This window comes from Streptomyces avermitilis MA-4680 = NBRC 14893, from assembly GCF_000009765.2.
Taxonomy (GTDB): Bacteria; Actinomycetota; Actinomycetes; order Streptomycetales; family Streptomycetaceae; genus Streptomyces; species Streptomyces avermitilis.
The window spans coordinates 6,889,523-6,913,005 of the sequence record NC_003155.5 but is presented as its reverse complement, the minus strand read 5'-3'; the positions used below and the strand labels follow the sequence as shown (position 1 = coordinate 6,913,005).

The following is a 23,483-nucleotide window of genomic DNA, read 5'->3' as shown; positions in this document are numbered from 1 at the left end:
CTAGACTGTGGTAAGTGACGGACACGGACAGGGATTCCTCGATCCAGCAGCTGGTTCTGAAAATCCATAGCAGGTGCAATCTCGCATGTGATCACTGCTATGTGTACGAGCATGAGGACCAGAGCTGGCAGGCACGCCCGGTCCTGATCGCCGAGGAAACCCTCGACAAAGTCGCCCACCGGCTCGCCGCATACACGGTGGACCGGAAACTCGAATCGGTTTCCGTGATCCTTCACGGCGGCGAACCGCTCCTCGTGGGACCGACCCGACTGCGGAACATCTGTGCGCAGCTCCGGAGCGTTCTGGACCCACTGACCACCCTGGATCTCCGAATTCACACCAATGGCGTGCGGCTGAACAGGGCGCATCTGGAGATCCTGAAGGAATTCGACGTCAAGGTCGGTATCTCGCTCGACGGTGACCGGGCGGCCAATGACCGTCATCGCCTCGACCACCGGGGCCGCAGCAGTTACGACCGGGTCGTCCAGGCCGTCGAACTTCTGCGCACCGAGGAATACCGCCATCTCTACCTGGGCCTTTTGTGCACGGTGGATGTGGCCAATGATCCGGTCGTGGTACATGACGCGCTGTCGGCGCTGGACCCGCCGCGTATCGACTATCTGCTTCCGCATTCCACCTGGGACAATCCGCCGCCCTCCGGCCCGTCCGGTTCGCCCACTCCGTACGCCGACTGGCTGCTGAAGATCTTCGACCGGTGGCTGGAGCAGGGGCGTACGGTCCCGGTGCGCACCTTCGACTCCGTCCTCAGCACCCTGCGCGGCGGGCCCAGCCTCACCGAGGCGATGGGGCTCGCCCCCTCCGACCTCGCGGTGGTGGAGACGGACGGCACGTTCGAACAGGCGGACTCCCTGAAGACCGCGTACGACGGCGCCCCGGCCACCGGATACGACGTCTTCCGGCACACGTTCGAGGAGTTCGCGCGGCATCCCGGCGTCCGGGCCCGGCAGCTGGGCATCGAGGGCGTCAGCGAGACCTGCCGCGGCTGCCCCGTCGTCCAGTCGTGCGGCGGCGGCCTCTACGCCCACCGCTACAGCACCGAACGGGGATTCGACAATCCGTCCGTGTTCTGTGCGGATCTGCGGGCCTTCGTGGACGGGGTGGCCGAGCGGATCACGGAGCGGGAGCTGTCCCCCGCGGTGCGTGGCGGGGACGAACTCCGGCTGGCGCAGCTCAGGCTGGGGCGAGAGGTGCTGGCGCGGGCGCACGACCGCCTCGCCGGCGATCCGGACGCCGACGAGGCCTGGCGGGCGCTCGTACGTCTGGACACGGACGACGCCACCGCCCCGCATCTCAACTCCGTCCTCGCCCACCCCTATCTGCGCCCCTCGCTGCACGGCTCCTGGGACGGGCGCGCCGGTCTCGCCCGGTTCATGACGGTGGCCGCGGCGGCCGCGGTGCACGCGGAGGCCGGCGTGACCCTCGCCTGGCACCAGCCCGACCGGGAACTGCACCTTCCGACGCTGGGGACGGTACGGCTGGCGCGGCCGGGGCGGGTCGAGCTCACGGTGACGCGGGACGGCTTCCGCATCCGCGGCGCCGACGCCACGCCCGACGAGCCGCCCGCCGAATGGCGCCCGCTGGAGACCCTGCCGCTCACGGACGGCACGTCTTTCCTCATCGACGACGCCGACCCGCACCGCGACTGCTACCCCGTCCCCGTCGCTCCGCCCCTCGGCTCCAGCGACCTGCGCGTCTTCCGCAAGCGGCTGCGCGCCGCGTACGAGCTCCTCGACGAGCGCGAGCCCGGCCGGCGTGACCGCGTGGACGCGCTCGTCGTCACCACGGTCACCCCGCTGATGGCCGGAACGGGCGTGCGGCTCGGCGACCACGGCATCGGCGCCCTGGGCGTGGCCGTCGACTTCGAACCGGAGGAGTTCGTCCGCGAACTGTCCCGCGCCGGACGCCGGGCCCGGCTCACGGCGCTGCGGCAGGTGGCGGATCTGAGCGTGCCGGGCAACCGGGCCGGACGGCTGCTCGAAGAGGCGAGCGAACAGCTCGGTACCGCCTCGTACTGGCGGCAGGAGCCCGAGCTGCGGGCCGAGGCACTGGCAGGGGCCGACCGCGCCCTGCGGACCCTGGCCGCCCTTCCGGAACGGGACCTGACCGAGAGCGGCGCCGTCTTCGCGGCCCAGCTGCGGACGGAGTGGCAGCGCCTCCATGACTGACGTGCGGCAACTGAGTTCGTTGTGCGATGAGTTGGGGGTGCGCTCCGGCGGCACCCTGCTGGTCCACGCCTCCCTCGGCGGGACCGGGCTGCGCGACACCGATGTCCGGGACGCCCTTCTCGGCGCGCTCGGCCCGCACGGCACACTCGTCGTCCCCACGTTCACGCCCGAGAACTCGGACACCTCCCGCGCGTACCGGGCGCTCACCGAGGGGATGGACGAGCGGGAGAAGGCGGCGTTCCGGGCGGGCATGCCCCCGTACGAGCCCGACGTCACCCCCTGCCCCACCATGGGCGTGCTCGCCGAGTGCGTACGGACGACGCCCGGTGCCGTCCGCAGCGCGCACCCGCAGACCTCGCTGGCCGGACTCGGGCCGCGCGCCGCCGAGCTGCTGTCGCACCACGACCCGACCTGCCACCTCGGCGAACGCTCACCGCTGGCCAGGCTGTACGCCGCCGGGGCCCAAGTCCTGTTGCTGCGCGTGGGGTTCGAGGTGTGCAGCGCGCTGCATCTGGCCGAGTACCGGATGACACCGGTGCCGCCGACGCGCACGTACCGCTGTGTGGTCGAAGAGCGGGGAAACTGGACCTCGTACGAGGATCTCGCCCTGAATGACGGCGACTTCGCGTCGATCGGGGCGCTGCTGCCGCGTGATCTTCTGTCGGAACGGGCATTTTCGGGAAAGACGGCCGTTCTGTTCGCCATGCGGGACGTCGTCGACGCGGCGACTGTTCGGATGTCCGGATATCGCTATGAAATGACGTGAAACAAACGGCCCCTGCGGGCCGTCGGTCGGGCACATTATGGTGTCCGGCCAGATGACGCCTTCGACGGGGTGAGGCGGGGCTTCATGGGCAGGGGGGCGCGTGGACGCAGTTGAACGGACTTCGGACAACAGGCCGTACTTTTTTCTCAGTTATGCCCACACGCCGTCCTGGGGTTCGGGCGGCCCGAACCCCGACCACTGGGTGCACGTCCTGTTCGCCGACCTGTGCAACGACATCATGGCGCTCACCGATCTGCCGGGCGGGGCACCCGCGGGTTTCATGGACCGGGAGATGCGCTCCGGGGACGGCTGGCCGGAGAAGCTCAGCGAGAACCTGGCCACCTGCCGGGTATTCGTACCCCTGTTCTCGCCGAGGTACTTCACCAGCGAGATGTGCGGGCGCGAGTGGTTCGCCTTCCACGAGAGGATCCTGCGGGCCCGCGCCACCGGTTCAGGGGCGGTGCCCGCGATCGTGCCGGCCTTGTGGACACACGTCGAATACAGCCAACTCCCCGACTCCGTAAGGCACATACACGTGGACCACGCCGCCTTCGGGGACCGTTACGCGGCCCAGGGATTCTACGGTCTGATCAAACTCAACCGGTTTCACGACGAGTACAAGGAAACCGTCCTCGGTCTCGCCCAGCGCATCGTGCAGGTCGCCCACGACTCCCCGCTGCCCTCCAGCCGGCCCCGCCCCTACGAGTCCACGCCCAGCGCCTTCAAACCGCGCGGCGAGGGACCCCGGCGCATACATCTGACGGTGGCCGCACCCACCCGGGACACCATCCCCGAGCACCGCGACGCCCGCCCTTACGGGGAGGACGCCCAGGACTGGAACCCGTACCACTCGGAGTCCACCCGGGCGCTCCCCTCACTGGCCGAGGAGCTGATCCGCTCGCTGGACTACCGCACCACCGTCTCCTCCTTCGACGACGAGGACCCGACCGGCGACATCCCGGCCGCCTCGGTCACCGAGGACGGCGAGGACGCCGCCGACAAGGTGCCGCCGACCCGCCCCGGCATCCTGCTCGTCGACCGCTGGGCGCTCCTCGACGAGGAACGGCGGCACAGACTCAAGGAGTTCGACGCGGGCGCCCGGCCCTGGGTCAGCGCGATCGTGCCCTGGAACCGCGCCGACCTCCAGTGCCACGGCGAGGAGGGCCGCCAGCTCACCGAGGAGCTGGACCGCACCCTGCCGCTGATCCTTGAGCGGGGCCGGCGCACCGACTGCCGGATGGCCGTCACCGGCGTACCCACCCTGAAGACCTTCATCGACCTGCTCCCGGCCGTGGTCGCCCACACCACCCGGCAGTACCTGAAACACGCGGAAGCCCATCCGCCTTCGGGCCCCCACCTGCCCAGGCCCCGACTGATGGGCCCCATCCACCCGCAGCCCCCGGACGCGGGACCCGACAACGGAGGAGAGGCATGACGGCCGCGCAGGACGGACGGATCATCACGTTCTACTCGTACAAGGGCGGCACCGGGCGCACGATGGCCCTCGCCAACACGGCGTGGATCCTGGCCGCCAACGGCAAACGGGTCCTGGCGGTCGACTGGGACCTGGAGGCGCCGGGCCTGGACCGCTTCTTCCGCCCGTTCCTCGACCCCCACGCGCTCGCGGCCACCTCCGGGATCATCGACATCATCAACGAGTACGCCTGGGCCGCGACCAGCGGCAGCCAGCGTTCCGGGGCCTGGCACCAGGAGTACGCCCACGTCGAGCAGCACGCCGTCTCACTCACCCCCGAGCGGCACGGTCTGCGCTTCGCGAAGGGCGGCTCGCTCGACTTCCTCTCCGCCGGGCGCCAGGACCGCTCGTACTCGGCGACCGTGTCCTCCTTCGAGTGGGACAACTTCTACGAGCGGCTCGGCGGCGGTCTCTTCCTGGACGCGCTGCGCGACGACATGAAGGCGTCGTACGAGTACGTCCTGATCGACTCCCGCACCGGCCTGTCCGACAACGCCGACATCTGCACCATCCAGATGCCCGACATGCTGGTGGACTGCTTCACGCTCAGCGACCAGTCCCTGGACGGCGCGGCGGCCGTGGCGCGCAGCGTCGAGGACGGCTACCGCAAGCGCAAGATCCGGGTGCTGCCGGTGCCGATGCGCATCGACGAGGGCGAGAAGGAGAAGGTCGACGCCGGACGGGCGCTGGCCCGGCTGAAGTTCGACGGACTGCCCAAGGGCCTCGGCGGCGAGGACCTCAGCCCCGAGGAGCTGTCCCAGTACTGGGGCGCCGTCGAGATCCCGTACCGCCCCTACTACGCGTACGAGGAGACACTCGCGACGGTCGGCGACGAGAGCGGGATCGCCAACTCGCTGCTGTCGGCGTTCGAGCGGCTGACCAACGTCATCTCCGACGGCGAGGTCGCCTCGCTGCCGCCGGTGCCCGAGCCGGTGCGGCTGCGCTGCCTGGACGCGTTCACCCGGCGCCGGCCGCTGACCACGGCGGCCGACGTCGTCGTCGCGTACGCGGCCGAGAACCGCATGTGGGCCGACTGGATCGAGGCCGTCCTCAAGCACTCCGGCTGCAACGTCACGCTGTACGACGTGTCCGCCGGCCCGGTCGAACGCCCCGACGCGGCGACCCGCGCGCTCGTCCTGCTGTCGAACGCCTTCCAGAAGTCCCGGTACGGGGAGGACGTCTGGCGCGCCTTCACCGGCGGCGACCCGGACGGCGCCCACCCCGCGCTGGTCCCGCTGCGCGTCGACGAGGTGCGGCTGCCCGACTCCTACCTCGCCCACGAGCCCGTCGATCTGCACCGCCTCGAAGAGGCCCAGTGCGTCGCCGGCCTGCTCAGCGCCCTGGAGCTGCCCGCCCAGCCCACCGACGGCGCCCCGGCGGCCCCCCGCTTCCCGGGCAGCACCCCGGCCACCTGGAACGCCCCCCAGCGCAACCAGACCTTCACCGGCCGCAACGTCATCCTCACGCAGGTCCGCGAGCAGCTGCGCTCCGGCATGTCCGTCGTGCTTCCGCAGCCGCAGGCCCTGACCGGCCTCGGCGGCGTCGGCAAGACGCAGGTGGCGCTGGAGTACGTGCACCGGTTCATGGCCGACTACGACCTGGTGTGGTGGACGTCCGCCGAGTCCGTGGACAACGTCGTCGCCTCGCTCGCCGAGCTGGGCGCCCGCATCGGCGCGCCCGGCGGCGAGGACATGGCCCTGGTCAGCCGCGAGACCGTGCAGATGCTCGCCCGCGGGGTGCCCACCAAGCGCTGGATCCTGATCTTCGACAACGCCGACAACCCCGAGCAGCTCACCCGCTACTTCCCGGCCGGGGGCGGCGGGCACATCCTCGTCACCTCCCGCAACCAGGCGTGGGCGACCCAGGGCCAGTCCCTGCCCGTCGACGTGTTCCTGCGCCAGGAGAGCATCGAGCACCTCTCCCGCCGTGCGCCGGGGCTCACCGCCCACGAGGCCGACCGGGTGGCGACCGCGGTGGGCGACCTGCCGCTGGCCGTGGAACAGGCGGCGGCGTGGCTGGCCGAGACCGCCACCCCGATCGAGGACTATCTGCGACAGCTGGCCGAGCAGACCACTGACGTCCTCGACCTCAACCAGCCCGCCGACTACCCCGAGACGGTGGCCGCGACCTGGAACATCTCCATCGCCCGCCTCAAGGACCGCTCGCCCGCCTCGGTACGGCTGCTGCAACTGTGCGCGTTCCTGGCGCCCGAGCCGATCTCCTCCCATCTGCTCTACAGCAAGGAGATGATCGACGAGCTGCGCAAGGTCGACCCCACCCTCCAGGAGAGCCTGCTCCTCGGCCGGGTCATCCGGGAGATCGCCCGTTTCGCGCTCGCCAAGGTCGACCAGGTCAGCAACAGCATCCAGGTGCACCGGCTGGTCCAGGCGGTGATCCGCTCGCAGCTGACGCAGGAGGAGCAGCGGCACGCCCGGCACGTCGTCCACACGGTCCTGGCCGGTGCCCGGCCGGACGGTGACGAGCCGATCGACGACCCGGAGACCTGGCCGCGGTTCGGCGTCATCTGGCCGCACCTGAGCGCCTCCGACGTCCGCAACTGCACCGAGAACGAACCACGCCGTCTGCTCATCGACCGCGTCCGCTACCTGTGGAAGCGCGGTGACTTCCCGGCGGCGCAGCAGCTCGCCGAGGACCTGCTCGGACACTGGAAGCCACTGCTGGGCGAGGAGGACGTGCAGTACCTGTATCTGCGCTGCCAGCTCGCCAACGTGATGCGCTCCCAGGGGCGTTACGTGGAGTCCCGGGCGATCAACACCGAGCTGCTCGAGCAGCAGCGCCGGGTGCTCGGGGCCGCACATCCGCACACGTACGTCACCATGTCCAGCCTCGCCAGCGACCTCGCCGCGCTCGGCGAGTACACCCTGGCGGTGGAACTGGCGCGCGAGGCGCACGACGGGTTCAGCCAGATCTTCCACGAATCCCACCGGCGCACCCTCAGCGCGGCCAACAACCTCGCCCTCGCGCTGCGGATGGTCGGCCGCTACGGCGACGCGCGCTCCCTCGACCAGGACACCTACGACCGCCGTATGGAGGTGCTCGGCCCCGACCACCCGTACACGCTGGCCTCGGCGGGCCGCCTGGGGCGCGACCTGCGCGAGGTCGGCCGGTACGAGGACTCGGTGTCCCTGCTGTCGCGTGCGTACGACGCCCACAAGCGCATCCTCGGCAAGGGCTTCCCCGGCACGCTGAGCTGCGCCAAGTCCCTCGCCGTGTCACTGCGCAGGACGGGCCGCCTCGAGGACGCCCGCCGGCTGACGACGGCGACCCGCGCCCAGTACCGGACCCAGTACGACGCCCACACCCCGGACTCGCTCGCCTGTGACCTGAACATGGCGGCCGACCTGTACGCGGCCGACGAGCGGGAGGCGGCGCGCGAGGTCGCCAAGGAGGCGCTGACCGAGTACATGAAGGTGCCGGGCGAGGAACACCCCTACACCCAGGCCGCGCTGAACAACCTGGGCATCTTCCACTGGGGCTGCGGGGACGCGGTCGAGGCGGAGGCCGTGTTCCGGCAGGTACTGCCCAGGATGTCGGACGTGCTCGGCGACCGGCATCCGCACACCCTGTTCACGGAGGCCAACTTCGCCAACGTACTGGCCGATCAGGGCCGTCTGGAGGAGGCCTGGGCGCTGGAGAAGCGGGCCATGGACACCCTGCGCACGGTGCTGGGACCGCAGCACCCGGAGACCCTGGCCGTGGTCAGCAACTGCGCGCTGACGCTGGGCGCCCTGGGCCGTACGGACGAGGCGCGCCGGCTGCGCGAGGAGACGCTGGCCGAACTGAACCGCCAGGGGCGGCAGTTGGGCGAGAACAACGGGATCATCCAGCTGACGGGGCATGAGCGGCGGATCTACCGGGACCTGGAGCCGCTGGCGGTGTGAGCCCTCAGCCCTGCCGCGCGGCGTCCGCCAGGAGCCAGGTCAGGACCGCCGGCAGGGCACGCAGGGCCGCGAAGTGCGCCGCCGCGGGTTCGAGGACCGCGGTGGCGCGCGGGATACGGCCGGCCAGCCAGGTGGAGTGCGCGGCCGGCGAGAAGACGTCCTGCGCGCCGTGCCACAGCAGCACCGGCACCCGGATGTCGGCCGGGTCGAACCCCCAGGGGCCGGTCAGCGCGAGCGCGTCGTCGACCCAGCCGTAGGGCGAACTGCGCAGCGCCTCGTGGTAGTTGCGCAGCAGCATGGAGCGGATGGCGCCGTCCGCGACGATCTGCCGGTCGTCGGCCGTCAGGTCGCCGCGCAGCTCTTCGAGCAGCCGTGCCGGATTGCTGCGGATCTTGGCCGAGCGCGGGATGAGCCGGGCCACGAACCGCTCGGGATCGTTGAACGCGGTGCGGAACTCATGGACGTTGGACGGGGCCATGCCCGCGAACCAGTCGAGCCCCTTCGCGTCCCGCGGGGCGAGCGTGACCAGGGCGGCGGCCCGGGTGACCCGGTCGGGCAGCAGCGCGGCACAGGCCAGCGCGTGCGGCGCCCCGCCGGAGCGCCCGGCCACGGCGAACCGGTCCAGCTCCAGCGCGTCCGCGACTTCGGCCACGTCCTGGACGACATCGGCGACGCGGCGGCCCGCCTTGCGGTCCGAGCCCCCGTAGCCGGGGCGGTCGTAGCTGATCAGGCGGGCGCCGCGCTGGTAGAGGAACATCGGGCGAGGCCGGGGGCCGACGCGGCTGCCGGGCATGCCGTGCAGCAGGAACACCGGCCGGCCGCGTGGATCCCCCGAGATCTCGACCTTGAGCAGTCGTCCGTCCGTCGTCCGGACCTGGTCGAGCATGCGCGTCTGAGTCTGCACAGCGCTCCCCCTCCCTCGGCCCATGGGCCGAGAACACGCTGCCCGATGCCTGCCCAAGGGGCAGACCCATGAAACGAACCGGCAGGTCGATACGGCTCCATATCAGGCCACTTGACGACGGCCCCCGCACGGATGCTCACGGCGGAGATCGGCGGAGATCACGGGAGCGTCCGGTACGTGGCATCGCCTCAGGCGCCGCCCGCCGGTACCGTCGTTCGGTCCCGTCACTTGGCCCCCTCGTTCGGCCCCGTCGTTCGGCCCCGTCGTTCGGCCCCGTCGTTTGGCCCCCCACCGGTGGGGAACCCGGGCCGGGAGGAGGCGGGTGTCATGCGTTTCCGGGATCGCCGGCAGGCCGGCCGGGAGCTGGCCGCCGAACTCCTGAGGCGGGCGGAGAAGGGCGAGCTGACCGACCCGCTCGTCCTGGCCCTGCCCCGTGGCGGTGTCCCCGTCGCCGCCGAGATCGCCCACGCCCTCAAGGCCCCGCTGGACGTGCTGGTGGTGCGCAAGATCGGAGCGCCGGGCCGTCCGGAGTCCGGGATCGGTGCCGTCGCGGGCGACGATCCGCCGTTCTTCGACAAGAGCTCGCTCGCCGTTCTGGGGCTCACCGAGGCGCAGCTCACTCAGGCCGTGGCCGATCAGCGGGCGGAGGTCCACCGCCGCGAGGAGCGCTACCGCGCCGGACGCCCCGCGCCGCGGATCCGCGGCCGCACCGTGATCCTCGTGGACGACGGACTCGCCACCGGTGTCACCGCCCGGGCCGCCCTTCGTCACCTGCGCGGACAGGGGGCCGCCGGCCTGATCCTCGCCGTACCGGTCGGCTCCCGCGCCGTCGAGACGCTGCACGAGGAGGCCGACGACGTCATCTGCCTCTACGAGCCGGAACTCTTCTACGCCGTCGGAGAGTGGTACGAGGACTTCGAGCAGCTCTCCGACGACGAGGTGATCGACACCCTGCGCTGACGCCGGGCTCTGCCGGTGCGCGGCGACGCTGTGTTGCGGGCCCCCGTACCCGGTGCGACGGTGTACCAGGGGGCGTTGCCGAAGTAGCGGCCTGGCAGGGGACAGCCTTGCCGGCGACGGCACCACGCGTCGATACACGGCTGAAGCGCGCCCCACCATCCTTGGCGCCCGGCACCCCGTGAGTCGGCGCGCGTCCACGAACCGGGGGATGCGCACAGAAAGCGGGAAATTCAATGGCGAACGGACCCATGGACAGGCGCGCCTTCGGCGAGCAGCCGGATCGGCCCGATGCCCCCTTCACGGGACGGGGCGCGGAGTACACCGGGCGGTACGTGATCCTGCTCGACCAGAGCAACCAGGAGAGCGGATTGGAGGCCCTGCGTGCCTCCGCCGACATCGCGCCGGTGGAGCGTATACGCGGGACCGACGCCGCGAACGTCGCCGAACTCCTGGAGCGCCCCGACGTCTCGGTGCTCTTCGAAGAACTGGGCGCCGCCGTCGTCGAAGTGCGGCCCGACCAGCGCCACGCGCTGGTGACCACGGCCGAGGCGGAGCCCTCGATCATCGCGGCCGAGCCGGAGCGCATGGTCTACGCCTCGGTGATCACCGCTCCCCAGCAGGCGCCGACCGCGTTCTTCCCGGCCTACCGCAGCGACGAGGGAGTGGTGGAACGCCACACCAAGGCCGAAATCGCCGCGGCCCAGGGCCCGGCTTGGGACGAGCGGAACTGGACCTGGGGCCTCCAGGCGATCCGGGCCAACATGTCCAGCCTGACCGGGCGCGGTGTGAAGATCGCCGTGCTCGACACCGGCGTGGACACCGACCACCCGGACCTCGCCGGGCGCATAGACGAGACGGTCTCCTTCGTGCCCGGCGAGACCGTCGAGGACGGCCATGGCCACGGCACGCACTGCATCGGCACCGCCGCCGGTCCGGCCAGTCCCCAGCAGGGGCCCCGCTACGGCGTGGCAAGCGAGGCCCGGGTACTCGCCGCGAAGGTGCTCAGCAACGCGGGCAGCGGTACCGACGGCCAGATCCTGGCGGCCATGGCCTGGGCCGTCGCCCACGGCGCGCGGGTGATCTCCATGTCGCTCGGCGCCGCGGTCCAGCCGGGTGAGCTCTTCCCCCAGACCTACGAGCAGCTGGCCCAGCGTGCGCTCCAGCGCGGGACAGTGATCGTCGCCGCCGCGGGCAACGAAAGCAGCCGCCCCCAGGCCATCAGGCCGGTCGGCCGACCCGCCAACTGTCCCTCCATCCTCGCGGTGGCCTCGCTGGACAGGGCACTCACGGTGTCGTCCTTCTCCTCCGCGGGCATCAACGGCCAGGGCGGCGAGGTCAACATCGCCGCGCCCGGCAGGGCCGTGCACTCGGCGGCCCCTGGCGGCGGGTACCAGTCGATGTCGGGCACCAGCATGGCCACACCGCACGTCGCGGGTGTCCTCGCGCTGCTCGCCCAGGCCGCCCCCAACGCCTCTGCGGAGGATCTCAAGGCCAGTCTGCTGTCCAGTGCGTTCCCGCTGACGCAGCCCGTCAGGGACGTCGGCTCGGGCCTGCTCCAGGCCCCGTGAGCGAGTCGCCCTCTTCCGGGCCGGTCGGGGTCATCCTTTCGGTCGACCCCGACCGGTTCGCGGAGGTGGTCGAGGCCGCGCGAGGGGCCGGGCTGACGGTCACGGGCGAGCAGGCGATCCTCGGCACGCTCTCCGGCACCATCGCGGAGGACCGGATCCCGGCCCTGAAGGCGGTCGCCGGCATCGAATCCGTCGACAGGGACCGCACCGTCCACCTCCCCCCGCCCGACGCCCCGATCCAGTGACCCAAGGAGACGCCCCGGGCCCGAGCCCGGGGCGTCGATCTCGTTCCGTCGCACCGCTCTCGCAGACGCTGCGCGAGTGGACCTCACAGGTCCGGGCCCGGTTACCACCGGACGGGTCGACCGCTCACGGCATCGATCGCGACGTCCTGCTGTCATGCCGCGGGCACAGCCCACCCGACGGGGTCGCGGCTTTCGACGTCGTAGATCACCTGGTCGGGACGGGTGCCCCGTTCGACAGCGAACGTGATCTTCCCGCGAAGGCACGAGCCGGGCCGCACGGCGGCACTTCCGGTGGGGTACTCAGGCTTCGGCACGCCGGATCCGCTGAACAGCGGGGCCCGGCCCCGGGTCCCGTCGGGGAAGCCGAGGGACCAGGGTGTCTGGGAAGCCATCACCGTGGTGCTGGTCGCGTCGGCGCAGAGCCGGACGTCGAGGGTGGCCCACACGGGGTGCGGGACGTCGGTGACGTCGTCGGACAGGGTGGCGCCCTTCGCCGGCTGGGTGTAGCCCATGACGGTCGTGGTGCCACTGATGTGGCTGCCGTCGGTGTCCGTGTCGCTCCAGTGGTGTCCGACGCCGATCTTGAGCGCCCCGGCGGCGGGTACGGGCTTGGCCGTGGCCTGCTTCGGCCTGGCATCCGGCTCGTCGGTGTGGCCGGGACCTGCGCAAGCGGTGGCGGCGAGCAGCAGAACGACGGCGCAGATGGTGGTGCGGGCGTGCAAAGTACCCCCAGGACTGACGCGTGCTGAGGGATCATCATGCGTCGCGTGAAAGCCCTGTGGGGGCGTTGTGCCTGTCTTGTGATGTCAACGGCCTCGACCGCTCGTCACGCGCGTGAGGCGTGCCCGACGTCGTCACGCCAGCGGATCGAGGAAGGTCAGCACCGAGGCGTCCTCTTCGATCAGCGGAATGAGGGCGGCGTTGAAAGGGCCGCCGTACGGGGCGTTCAGGTGCGCCTGGAAGGCGTCCTCGTCCCGGTACACCTCGAAGATCCAGTAGGCGCGCGGGGCGGCTGCCTTGGTGTAGACGTCGAAGGTGATGTTGCCTTCTTCCTCGCGCACCTTCAGGGCGTAGTCGCCGATCAGGCGGGCAACCTCGTCCTGCGCTCCCTCGCGGGCGGTGAACTCGGCGAGCAGGGTCTTCTTCACGGTCTCGTGTCCTTGTCAGTTGTGGGCGTCACTTGAGGGCGTCATTTGTCGGCGGAGTCGAGGTGCCGGACGACGGCCTTGTCCGGCTTCACCGTCAGGCGCCACCGGCGGTCGTCAGCTGTGCCAACTGGTCACGCCACGGCGGATTGGGACCGGCGACCGAGCAGGTCAGGGCCGCGACCCGGGCACCGAACCGGCAGGCTTCCGCGACCTCGTCGAGACCGAGATCGGTCAGCCGGCCACCGAGGAGTCCGCGGGCGCCGAGGTGATGCAGCAGGCCGGCGGTGAAGGAGTCCCCCGCGCCGACCGTGTCGACCACCCGCGTGGCCACAGCGGGCACCCGCAGTCGTTCGCCGTCGAGCGAGGCCAGGGCGCCGCCGGCGCCGAGCGTGATCACGACGAGCCGCACCCCCGCGGCATGCCAGATGTCGCACGCCTGCTCGGGCGGGGTGCCCGGCAGGAGGAGTTCCAGGTCGTCCTCGCTCAGGCGCAGGATGTCGGCGAGAGCGCACCAGTGCGCCAGCCGGGCGCGGTAGACCTCGGGGCGCACCAGCAGCGGCCGGACGTTGGGATCGATGCTGATGGTGGCCCGCGGAGCCGCCGCTGCCAGGAACTCCTCCACCGCCGCCCCGCCGGGTTCACGGACCAGCGCCAGCGACCCGGTGTGCACACAGGCCGTTTCGGACAGATCCACCCCCGCCAGTTCCCCTGGAGTCCACTGCCAGTCGGCCGTGTTCTGCGCGTGGAACGAGAACGCGGCCTGCCCGGTGGCATCCAGCTCCGCCACGGCCAGCGTGCTGGGCTCGGCGGCGGCGACGGCGTACGACAGGTCGACGCCGGACTCCTCCAGGTGGGCCCGGAACAGGCGGCCGAACACATCCCCGGACAGCCGCGCCAGGAAGCGGGCCGGCGTGCCCAGCCTGGCCAGGGCCACCGCCGTATTCGCGGGTCCGCCGCCAGGCAGCACCCGCAGAGCAAGTTCGTTCGAGGCGTTTGCCGGTTCGGTGAAGGCGTCCGCGACGCACTCTCCCAGAACAGTGATCTGACGCGGGCTCATGGGCTGCTCTCTCTCGGCAAGGCTCGAAACGGATCGGAACGGCTCTGAACGACTCTGAATGGCTCTGAACGGCTCTGAAAGGTCGGGCATGGGGCCTCGCGGCGACGCGGCCAGAGACCTGCCGCACGGAGACCACGGCTACGGACGTTGCCGATTTGTGACGAGTGGAAGGCATTGACGTTGCCTGGATCCGGAGTCCATCATCCTCGCCAGGCAGTGTCAACGATGACATAAGTCAACGATGACACCCCGGGCGGCGTGTCCTGATCCCAACCCCGTGCCGCCCGCTATCCCACAGGAGTCGATCATGTCTCGCACCACTCGCCTGTCCTCCTCGCTCCTCAGAGCCGCCGCGGTCACGGGCGTCGCGGCCCTCACTCTGACGGCCTGCGGCTCCGGCTCCGGCTCCGGTTCGGGCTCCAAGAGCTCCGGCTCGGGCAGCGTCAAGGTCGGTCTGATCACCAAGACCGACACCAACCCGTTCTTCGTGAAGATGAAGGAGGGCGCGGAGAAGGCCGCCAAGGAGAACGGTGTCCAACTGTCCACCGCGGCGGGCAAGTTCGACGGGGACAACGCCGGGCAGGTCACCGCCATCGAGAACATGGTCGCCGCCGGGGTGAAGGGCATCCTGATCACCCCGAGCGACTCCAAGGCGATCGTGCCCGCCATTCAGAAGGCCCGCGCCAAGGGTGTCCTGGTCATCGCCCTGGACACCCCGACCGAGCCGGAAAGCGCGGTCGACGCACTCTTCGCCACCGACAACCTCAAGGCCGGCCAGCTGATCGGCGAGTACGCCAAGGCCGTCATGAAGGGCAAGAAGGCGAAGATAGCCGCCCTCGACCTGGCGCCGGGCGTCTCCGTCGGCGTCCAGCGGCACAACGGTTTCCTGAAGGGCTTCGGCGCCACCGACAAGGACGTCGTGTGCGCCCAGGACACCGGCGGCGACCAGGCCAAGGGCCAGACCGCGATGGAGAACTGCCTGCAGAAGGCGCCCGGCATCAACGTCGTCTACACCATCAACGAACCGGCCGCCCTGGGCGCGTACACCGCGCTGAAGGCCAAGGGCCGGGAGAAGGACGTGCTGATCGTCTCCGTCGACGGCGGCTGCACCGGCACCCAGGCCGTCAAGGACGGCAAGATCGCCGCGACGTCGCAGCAGTACCCGCTGAAGATGGCCGCCGAGGGCGTCAAGGCCGTCGTGACGTACGCCAAGGACGGCAAGAAGGCGTCCGGTTACACCGACACCGGCGTCACCCTGATCACCGACAAGGCGCAGGACGGCGTCACGGCGAAGGACACCGGCTACGGCCTGGAGAACTGCTGGGGCTGAGCCGCCCCCTAGGCCCGTACGCGACACCGCCCCTCCCCTCAGCGGGGCGGTCGGCCCGCTCCCCGACCAGGGACGACCGCCCCCTTGTCCCGGCGGCGGGGCCTTGAGCCCTCGTCCTCCGACAAGGACCATCTGTCTTCCGACAAGGACTTCGCATGACAGCCACGACCTCGCCGTACGCCGAGCTCAAAGCACCGACCACGGCCCGCAGACTGCTCACGGCGCCGACCACCGGCCCGCTGGCCGCCCTTCTCCTGGCCTGCGCCTTCTTCTCCCTCTCGACCGACCAGTTCCTCACCGGCGGCAACTTCTCGCTGATCGTGCAGCAGGTCATGGTCGTCGGCACCCTCGCCATCGGACAGACCCTGATCATCCTCACCGCGGGCATCGACCTGTCGTGCGGGGCGGTGATGGCCTTCGGCAGCATCGTGATCGCCAAGATGGCGGCCGAGGGCTCCGTCCCACCGCTTGTCGCGATCGCTCTGGGCCTGGTCGTCTGCGGCGGCTTCGGCCTGCTCAACGGGCTGCTGGTGCAGAAGATCCCGCTGCCGCCGTTCATCGTCACCCTCGGCATGCTCAACGTGGCGTTCGCACTGACCCACATCTACTCCGAGGAGCAGACGGTCACCAACCTGCCCGGCCCGCTGACGGCTCTCGGGCAGACCTTCCCGCTCGGCCACACCGACATCACCTACGGCTCCCTGGTCACCATCGCCCTGTTCCTCCTCCTCGCCTACGCGCTGAGCAGCACCGGCTGGGGCCGGCACGTCTACGCCCTGGGCAACAGCGCCGAGGCCGCCCGGCTGAACGGCATCCGCACCTCCCGCCTGACCATCGGCATCTACACCGTGGCCGGCCTGCTGTACGGCATCGCCGCCCTGCTGCTCATCTCCCGCACCGGAGTCGGCGACCCGCAGGCCGGACAGACCGACAACCTCGACAGCATCACCGCCGTGGTCCTCGGCGGCACCAGCCTCTTCGGCGGACGCGGATCGGTCCTGGGCACCTTCATCGGCGTCCTCATCGTCGGCGTGTTCCGCAACGGCCTCCAGCTGATGGGCGTCGCCTCCATCTACCAGACCCTGATCACCGGAGTCCTGGTGATCCTCGCGGTGACCGTCGACCAGCTCTCCCGGAAGAAGGCCCGATGACCGCCACCTCCTCCCCCACGCCCGTGCTGCAGGCCCGCGGCCTGGTCAAGCGGTACGGCCAGGTCACCGCCATCGACGGCGCCGACTTCGATCTGCTGCCCGGCGAGGTCCTCGCCGTCATCGGCGACAACGGTGCCGGCAAGACCAGCCTGATCAAGGCGCTCACCGGCGCGGTGGTCCCCGACGCGGGCGAGATACGGCTGGGCGGCGAGCCCATCACCTTCTCCGGTCCGCAGAGCGCCCGCGCCCACGGCATCGAGACGGTCTATCAGGACCTCGCCGTGGCCGCCTCCATGGACATCGCCTCGAACATGTTCCTCGGGCGCGAGCTGCGCCGACCCGGCGTTCTCGGCAGTGTCTTCCGCATGCTGGACAAGAAGCGCATGCGCCAGGAGGCCGCCGAGCACATGGCCGACCTGAAGATCGGCCTGCGCTCGCTGACGCAGTCGGTCGAGACGCTCTCCGGCGGACAGCGGCAGGCCGTCGCGGTCGCCCGTTCCGTCGCCTGGGCCCGCAGCGTCGTCGTCATGGACGAACCCACCGCCGCTCTCGGCGTCAAGGAGTCGGGCCAGGTCCTGGACCTCATCCGCCGAGTCCGCGACAAGGGCATGCCGGTCGTTCTGATCAGCCACAACATGCCCCACGTCTTCGAGATCGCCGACCGGATCCACGTCCACCGGCTGGGCCGGCGTGCCGCCCTGATCAAGCCCTCCGATTACTCCATGGCCGAGGTCGTCGCCATCATGACCGGCGCGCTCAGCATCGACGAGGCCGGAGATACTGTCGTAGCGGATTCGGAGGCCGCCAAGGCCGCCGGAGTACAGGCCACCTGACAGCACAACCCAGCTCTCGCAGTTTCCGGCCGAGGCCGCGGCCGGAATCGAGAGCCCTCAGGAGACGGTTTCCTCCATGGCAGCGAACCGCCGCCCTACCCTGGCCGACGTCGCCCGAGAAGTCGGCGTCAGCGCCAAGACGGTCTCACGCGTCCTCAACGAGGACGGACCCGCCTCCGCGCAGACCAGGGAACAGGTACTCGCCGCAGTGGCCAAGCTCGGCTTCCAGCCGAACCTCATGGCCCGCAACATCCGCGTCGGCGGCCCGGACACCACCATCGGCCTGGTCATTCCCGACCTCGCCAACCCCTTCTTCGGAGCTGTGGCCCGTGCCATCGAGGACACCGTCCGCGAACGCGGACTGACCCTGCTCATGGGCTCCTCCGCGGACGACTCCGAGCGCGAACGTGCCCTGACCGACAAGTTCCTCGCCCGCCGCGTCAGCATCCTGATCGTCGTTCCGTCCGTCGGCGCCGACCACTCCCACCTCAAGTCCCATCGCACGGCGGGACTACCCGTGATCTTCCTCGACCGACCCGGAGTCGGCCTCGCCACGGACAGCATCGTCAGCTCCAACCGTGCCGGCGCCCACGACGGCGTCACCCACCTCATCGCCCACGGACACCGGCGCATCGGCTTCGTCGGCGACCTGCCCCCGAAGCTGTACACCCGTCGCGAGCGTCAGGCCGGTTACCGCTCGGCACTACAGGAAGCCGACATCCCCTACGACCGCTCGCTCGTCACCAACGCCCACGACCAGCGGGGCGCCGAGACCGCGACCGCCCAACTCCTCGGCCTGGCCGATCCCCCCACCGCCCTGTTCGCCGGCAACAACATCATGGCGCTGGGCATAGTCGCCGAACTGGCCCGCAGCAAGCGCAAGGACGTCGCCGTAGTCGCCTTCGACGACGTGGCACTCGCCGAGGCACTCGAGCCGGCCCTGACCGTCGTCGCCCAGGACGCGGAAGAAATCGGCAGAACGGCAGCGACCACCGCGCTGACCCGCCTGGACGGGGACCGCTCCCGAGCCCGCACCATCACCGTCCCCACCCACCTGATCGTCCGAGGCTCGGGCGAACTCCCCGTCCCCGCGTTACAGGAAGCGTGACTTGGAGTCGGCACCGAACCGCACGGCTGCCGGCACCAGGTGATCGGCATCCTGACGCCGCACGCCCCGCGCCACCGACGGACGCCGTCGGGGTGGGAGGCGCGCGGCGTTCTCGACGCGGGACGTCTTCGAGTGAACACAGCCACAGCGCCTGGGCGCTGATCTCGCCCCCGGCCGAGGCGGCCCCGGCTGGAGGGGACCCCGGCCGGGGCCTGCCCCATGTCTTGAGCGTCCGCGAAGCCACCCGCGCCGCCACCGGGCACCGTCCCGCCGGTGGGGGCGCGGGCCGCACCAGAGCGACAGCAAAACGGGGATTCTCATGGCCGAAACCATCCGGTCCGCACATAATGGGCCAGCAGGAGGCATCTCCACCAAAAACGAACAGCAATTCGAAGGGTCCGTACATGGCGTTACCTATGGGGGGCGGCGGATCCGCTCAACGGCCGGGGCACGGTCACTGGCCGGCGGCGAGTCTTCTCGGCGGACTCTCCGAGGAACCGCGCGAGCAGATGATCCGGCTCGGGCGGCGGGTGCGCTTCGAGCGGGGCGAACGGCTGCTACGGGAGGGCGAGTACGGTTCCTATGTGTTCCTCCTGCTGAGCGGCTGGTACAAGGTGCTGGCCAGGACGCCGGACGATCGCGAGGCGCTGTTGGCGGTCCGGGCAGGTGGTGACCTCGTCGGCGAGCTGGCCTGTTTCGACGCCCAGCCCCGGGTCGCCACGGTCGTGGCCGCCGGCAGGGGCAGCGCGAAGCTGATAGGCCGGCAGCAGTTCCTGGATTTCCTCGCGGCGTACGAGGAGTCGGCGCAGGCCGTGATGTGCGCGGTGGCCGGGAAGCTGCGCTGGGCGACACGGCGACGGCAGGACTTCGGCAGCTGCCCGGTGGGGACACGGGTGGCCCGGGTCCTGCTGGAGTTGGCCCGGGCGTACGGGCGTCCCTGCGCGACCGGGGTCTCGATCGGGGTTTCGCTGACCCAGCCCGAGTTGGCGGAGCTGGTCGGCGCCTCCGAACCGAGTGTGCACCGGGTACTGCGTTCCCTGCGCGAGCGGGGCGTCGTCGAGACCGGCTACCGCCGGGTCCTGGTCAGGGACCTCCCAGAACTCACGATCGCCGCCGACGGGGACGCCGCTCAACGGATCGTCCCCGCGAGCACCAGCCACAGGGTCGCCGCGACAACCATCGCGCCCACCCAGGCGAGAGCGCGGCTGGTGTAGACGTTCTTCAGCGCGGCGATCCTCGCGATGGCGTGCGCGGTCGCCCATGCCTGGGCCGCCAGCCGACCGTTGTCGGCCCCCGCGTGGTCCGCCGCGTCCAGGGAGAACCTGTTCGGCTCCGAGTGCCGCCCCGTACGTGGCCGGATCACCTGCACGAGCAGGTATCCCGACACGGTGAAGGTGACCACGTAGGCGAGGGACGCCAGCCAGAACAGTACGGCCGGCAGGTCGGTCGGTGCCGGAGCGCCGACCGACCCGATCTGCGCGGACACCACTGCCGCGAGCCCCACATGCACCGTGACCAGGGTCCCCGCCTTGGCATCCGCCTGCTGCGTGACCTGCTGGAACGACGCCATCGCGGCAACCGCCGCCGCCAACTCCCGGGCAGCCGGGTCGTGTTCGGCCATCACTCAGTGGCCACCGTGATGGAAGTGGTGGCCGGGGTCGTGGTGTCCCGGATCGTCGTGATGGAGATCGTGGTGGCCCGGATCGGGGTGGTACGGGTCCGGGTGGTACGGGTCGGCGTGATCCAGGTCCGGGTGGTACGGGTCGGCGTGATGCAGGTCCGGGTGGTACGGGTCGGCGTGATGCGCGTCCTGATAGTGCGGGTCAGCGTGACCCAGGTCCGGGTGATGCGGGTCGGCGTGATGCGCGTCCTGATAGTGCGGACCGGTGTGATGGGGATCGGAGTGGTACGGGTCCCCGTGATGCGCGGCAGCATGATGCGGGCCCGGGAGCCGGGGGGCTCCAGGGGGACCGCTCGCGTGATGACCGCTCGCGTGATGACCGCTCGCGTGATGACCGCTCCCGTGGTGGTCGCCCGGCTGGTGCCGCTGCCGCCCCGGGTAGTGGCCGTCGGTGCGATCGGCGTCGCGCGGATCCGCCTCGTCCGGGCCGTCGAAGTCCCCGCCCCCGCCCCCGTACGAGACACCGGTGTCAGGGCCGGTCAGCGCCCACTCCCGCAGCGTCTGACCGTGCGAAACCACCGCGGCCGCCACGTGAGCGGCACCCAGCGCCGGTACGACGAACTCACGCATCGCCGTACGGCCAGGCGAATGTCCCCAGATCACCGGCTCCGGCCGGGAATCCCGGACGGGAGCCGAGGGCGGCACATGCAGCCAGGCACCGCAGCCGAAGTCCTTCTTCACGACGGCCACGTCGATCCGGTGGAACCCGGCGGCCAGACCGCGCCCGTCGGGCAGGATCACGTCCCGGTACATCTCGTCCGGCACGGCCAGCGCCAAGTCGCTGCCGTCTTCGTTTTCGAGGGCGTCGCGCAGTCCGTCCGCGTCGACGAGCCGGTTGACCAGCACCACGGAGTCGCCCAGGTAACCGCGGTCGGCCCGGGAGACCGACCCCAGCGCGAGAGCGGCCCGCATCCGCATCCGGCCGAAGGCACCGGGCGTGCGGTTCGCCTGGTAGAGGCCGTCACGCAGGCCGAGGATCAGCGCCGGGACCACACGTACGGCGTCGATCCCGGCCGGGAAGACGACCAACTGGCCGTCCCCCTGCACCTGCTGCTGGGCACGGACGCGCAGCACCCGGGCCCGGCGCAGCGCGTGCTCGACCACGAGCCGGAGCCGGTACTGCGCGTCCTCCTGCGCGCGGTAGCCGTGACGGCTGTACTGGCGCAGGTCCACGGCCAGGCACAGCCGCCTGCGGTAACGGGCCATCACATCCTCGTCAACTCGGCGACCAGGTCACCGATCTCGTCGTCGGCGCGGCCCAGGAGCCCGTCCAGCCGGTTCAGTTCGCCGCGGCGCCGCTCGACCGCCTCCTCGCCCTGGTCCAGGACCTGGCGGGCGGAGGCCACACTGCGGGTGAGTTCCTCGATCCGGAAGGACATGCCCTGCGTGATCTCCCGCTGCATGGGCTCCATGGTGTCCGCGGCGAAGGCCCGGGCGGCCTTCTGGGCCTCCTTCGGTGCGGCCAACCGCAACTGGGTGGCCATCGCGCGGCCGATCTCCTCCCGCATCTTCTTCTCCACGCGCTCACCGGCGCCCTTGCCTTGGAACAAGCCCTGACCGATCAGGGCCGCCACCAGCACGGGCAGCCCGAACGGGGTGAGCGCCCAGGCCGCGCCGATGGCGAAGGCGGGCAGGAAGGTACGCAGCGCCTCCTTCGCCCCGAACCGCGCTCCGACCAGGGCGCCCGCCGGCCCGCTGAGCACGAACCCGCCCAAGCCCGCCAGGAACTTGGTCAGCGGCTCGTCCTCCCGGCCCTCTCCCGCGTCGGCCGCCCCGGACGCCCCGTGCAGGTCGATCCGGAGTTTCTCCAGGGCCGCCTCGAAAGAGGTCAGTTCGGCGTTCATCCGCTCGGCGAGCCGTTCCAGGTCCTGCTCGATCACGGGTTTCAGCGACTCGCCCACCCAGAGGGCGACCTTCTCCTCCATGGCCTTCGCCGTGCCGCCGGCGATCTCCTCCGCCACCTGCTGGGCACGCACTTTGGCTTTCAGGAGGTTCAGGCCGAGCTTGGTGGTGATCTCCACGTCCTGTGCGACCAGCGGCGCCTCGTCGGCGACGGCCGCGAGGAAGCCCCCGAGCAGGGTCTCCACCCGGTCCTGCAGCACCCGGGTCTCGTTGCGGATGTCCAGGGTGATCTGCTGGGCCTGCGCCTCCAGTTCCCTGAGGGGCTGCTGGGCGGCGGCCCAGTTCCGTTCCAGGTCACCGCTCTCCGCTTCGAGCATCTGGAGCTCGGAGGGGATGTTGCGGCGCAGTTCCCGTGCGACGCCGCGCACGGAGCGGGCCGGGGCGAGCAGCTTGACCTTGTGCCGCTCGGTCACGAGGTACCGTTCCAGTTCCCTCTCCACCGCCTCCACGCCGGTGCGGCGGAACGCCTCGTCGTCCTCAGCCATCCGGGCGCGCAGCGCCGACTTGCCGTCGACGAAGAAGAACCGGCTCCGGTCCCGGTCCTCGCCCCGCAGATCGGTGACGCGTCGCCGGGCGGAGGCCGTGACGTCGTCGCGCTCGTGATCGTCGATGGCGTCGAAGTAGGTGAACACGAAGAACGGGTCGTGCGCGCTCAGGTACTTCTTCAGGAACGTGGACTCGCTGATGCTCATCGGGGCGATCGCGTGCTGCAGGAAGATCACCGCGTCGGCCTTGCTGAGATGCGTGAGGGTGATGTCGTCATGGGTCTCGTACGCGTTGAGGCCGGGCGAGTCGATCAGTACGACGTTGTGGCGGCACAGCTCCAGCGGCCAGACCACCTCGGCCTTGACGTACGGGCTGCGCTCGTCGGCCGACGCGTTGTTCACCGTGATGAGTTCGATGAGCCGGTCCGGGTCGACGGCCTCGGGCTCGGCCGCGTCCGCTGTCCACAGCAGCGCGGCCGGCGACTCGCCGAACCTGACCTCGGTGATAACGGCGGTGGCGGGAACCGCCTTGACCGGCAGCACCCGGTCTCCCAGGAGGGCGTTGACGAAGGTGGATTTCCCACGGTTGAAGTCGCCGACCACCATCACGTGGAAGGCCTCGTTCTCGATCCGTTCGAGCAACGCCGTCACATCCCGGACGGCGCCGTTGTTGCCGATCTGTTCGGCGGCCTTCTCCGTCCGGCGGCACATCTCGGCCAGCCGCAGCCGCTGTTCGGCGGCGGCAGCGTACCCGCCTTCTACGGTCGTCATGGGCAGGCCGTC

General features: G+C 70.7%; 19 protein-coding genes. 12 read left to right on the top strand and 7 right to left on the bottom strand.

What is annotated here, in order from left to right:
- Positions 1-14: 14 nt before the first annotated feature.
- The 4 genes from fxsBH (at position 15) to fxsT (ending at position 8,328) form a co-directional block, all read left to right on the top strand.
- Positions 15-2,186: a radical SAM/SPASM protein FxsBH, inactivated beta-hydroxylase extension form gene (fxsBH, locus tag SAVERM_RS29485; RefSeq protein ID WP_010987117.1), complete on the top strand. Its 2,172-nt coding sequence runs from the start codon at positions 15-17 to the stop codon at positions 2,184-2,186.
- Entirely contained in the window at positions 2,179-2,952 is a 774-nt protein-coding gene (locus SAVERM_RS29480; protein WP_010987116.1) for an AAC(3) family N-acetyltransferase, read from the top strand. Before fxsBH ends, SAVERM_RS29480 begins: the two co-directional genes overlap by 8 nt.
- A 100-nt stretch (positions 2,953-3,052) precedes the next feature.
- A complete protein-coding gene (locus SAVERM_RS29475; RefSeq protein ID WP_010987115.1) occupies positions 3,053-4,387 on the top strand; it encodes a TIR-like protein FxsC in 1,335 nt (444 codons plus the stop codon).
- Positions 4,384-8,328: an FxSxx-COOH system tetratricopeptide repeat protein gene (gene fxsT, locus SAVERM_RS29470; RefSeq protein ID WP_010987114.1), complete on the top strand. Its 3,945-nt coding sequence runs from the start codon at positions 4,384-4,386 to the stop codon at positions 8,326-8,328. The genes SAVERM_RS29475 and fxsT overlap by 4 nt, the downstream gene beginning before the upstream one ends.
- Before the next feature lie 4 nt (positions 8,329-8,332).
- On the opposite strand, the gene SAVERM_RS29465 is transcribed toward fxsT, so the two are convergent.
- Positions 8,333-9,214 (bottom strand): alpha/beta fold hydrolase, encoded by an 882-nt coding sequence (locus tag SAVERM_RS29465; RefSeq protein WP_037645495.1) that lies wholly within the window; start codon positions 9,212-9,214, stop codon positions 8,333-8,335.
- Positions 9,215-9,559: 345 nt separating this feature from the next.
- On the opposite strand from SAVERM_RS29465, the gene SAVERM_RS29460 reads away from it, so the two are divergent.
- The 3 genes from SAVERM_RS29460 to SAVERM_RS29450 all read left to right on the top strand — a co-directional run bounded on the left by SAVERM_RS29460 (position 9,560) and on the right by SAVERM_RS29450 (position 12,005).
- Entirely contained in the window at positions 9,560-10,192 is a 633-nt protein-coding gene (locus SAVERM_RS29460) for a phosphoribosyltransferase (RefSeq protein ID WP_010987112.1), read from the top strand.
- A 233-nt stretch (positions 10,193-10,425) separates the two neighbouring features.
- Positions 10,426-11,760, top strand: a complete 1,335-nt coding sequence (locus tag SAVERM_RS29455) for a S8 family peptidase (protein ID WP_010987111.1) — start codon at positions 10,426-10,428, stop codon at positions 11,758-11,760.
- Complete coding sequence (locus SAVERM_RS29450; protein WP_010987110.1) at positions 11,757-12,005, top strand: hypothetical protein; 249 nt, start codon at positions 11,757-11,759, stop codon at positions 12,003-12,005. The genes SAVERM_RS29455 and SAVERM_RS29450 overlap by 4 nt, the downstream gene beginning before the upstream one ends.
- A gap of 152 nt (positions 12,006-12,157) precedes the next feature.
- Here the strand turns inward: SAVERM_RS29450 and SAVERM_RS29445 are convergent, their stop codons facing one another.
- The 3 genes from SAVERM_RS29445 to SAVERM_RS29435 all read right to left on the bottom strand — a co-directional run bounded on the left by SAVERM_RS29445 (position 12,158) and on the right by SAVERM_RS29435 (position 14,210).
- On the bottom strand, positions 12,158-12,727 hold the full coding sequence (locus tag SAVERM_RS29445; protein ID WP_010987109.1) for a hypothetical protein: 570 nt from the start codon (positions 12,725-12,727) through the stop codon (positions 12,158-12,160).
- Between the two features lie 132 nt (positions 12,728-12,859).
- Complete coding sequence (locus tag SAVERM_RS29440; RefSeq protein ID WP_010987108.1) at positions 12,860-13,153, bottom strand: putative quinol monooxygenase; 294 nt, start codon at positions 13,151-13,153, stop codon at positions 12,860-12,862.
- Between the two features lie 94 nt (positions 13,154-13,247).
- On the bottom strand, positions 13,248-14,210 hold the full coding sequence (locus SAVERM_RS29435; protein ID WP_010987107.1) for a carbohydrate kinase family protein: 963 nt from the start codon (positions 14,208-14,210) through the stop codon (positions 13,248-13,250).
- A gap of 307 nt (positions 14,211-14,517) precedes the next feature.
- Between SAVERM_RS29435 and SAVERM_RS29430 the strand changes: the two genes are divergently transcribed.
- The 5 genes from SAVERM_RS29430 to SAVERM_RS29410 all read left to right on the top strand — a co-directional run bounded on the left by SAVERM_RS29430 (position 14,518) and on the right by SAVERM_RS29410 (position 19,846).
- Positions 14,518-15,540 carry a sugar ABC transporter substrate-binding protein gene (locus tag SAVERM_RS29430; protein WP_010987106.1) on the top strand — a complete coding sequence of 341 codons (1,023 nt, stop codon included), beginning with the start codon at positions 14,518-14,520 and terminating at the stop codon, positions 15,538-15,540.
- 155 nt (positions 15,541-15,695) lie between these two features.
- Positions 15,696-16,691: an ABC transporter permease gene (locus tag SAVERM_RS29425; RefSeq protein ID WP_010987105.1), complete on the top strand. Its 996-nt coding sequence runs from the start codon at positions 15,696-15,698 to the stop codon at positions 16,689-16,691.
- Positions 16,688-17,524, top strand: coding sequence for an ATP-binding cassette domain-containing protein (locus SAVERM_RS29420; protein WP_010987104.1), 837 nt, complete (start codon positions 16,688-16,690; stop codon positions 17,522-17,524). Before SAVERM_RS29425 ends, SAVERM_RS29420 begins: the two co-directional genes overlap by 4 nt.
- A gap of 76 nt (positions 17,525-17,600) precedes the next feature.
- The gene (locus tag SAVERM_RS29415; protein WP_010987103.1) at positions 17,601-18,632 is read left to right on the top strand and encodes a LacI family DNA-binding transcriptional regulator; all 1,032 of its coding nucleotides are present in this window, start codon (positions 17,601-17,603) and stop codon (positions 18,630-18,632) included.
- A gap of 509 nt (positions 18,633-19,141) precedes the next feature.
- Positions 19,142-19,846: a Crp/Fnr family transcriptional regulator gene (locus tag SAVERM_RS29410; RefSeq protein ID WP_010987102.1), complete on the top strand. Its 705-nt coding sequence runs from the start codon at positions 19,142-19,144 to the stop codon at positions 19,844-19,846.
- Here the strand turns inward: SAVERM_RS29410 and SAVERM_RS29405 are convergent.
- Genes SAVERM_RS29405 through SAVERM_RS29395 form a run of 3 tightly spaced genes read right to left on the bottom strand, consistent with a single transcriptional unit; the run spans position 19,762 to position 23,471 of the window.
- The gene (locus tag SAVERM_RS29405) at positions 19,762-20,253 is read right to left on the bottom strand and encodes a Pycsar system effector family protein (RefSeq protein ID WP_037645493.1); all 492 of its coding nucleotides are present in this window, start codon (positions 20,251-20,253) and stop codon (positions 19,762-19,764) included. The genes SAVERM_RS29410 and SAVERM_RS29405 overlap by 85 nt on opposite strands.
- A gap of 3 nt (positions 20,254-20,256) precedes the next feature.
- Entirely contained in the window at positions 20,257-21,519 is a 1,263-nt protein-coding gene (locus tag SAVERM_RS29400; protein ID WP_010987100.1) for a hypothetical protein, read from the bottom strand.
- The gene (locus SAVERM_RS29395; protein ID WP_159029004.1) at positions 21,519-23,471 is read right to left on the bottom strand and encodes a dynamin family protein; all 1,953 of its coding nucleotides are present in this window, start codon (positions 23,469-23,471) and stop codon (positions 21,519-21,521) included. Before SAVERM_RS29395 ends, SAVERM_RS29400 begins: the two co-directional genes overlap by 1 nt.
- Positions 23,472-23,483 lie beyond the last annotated feature (12 nt).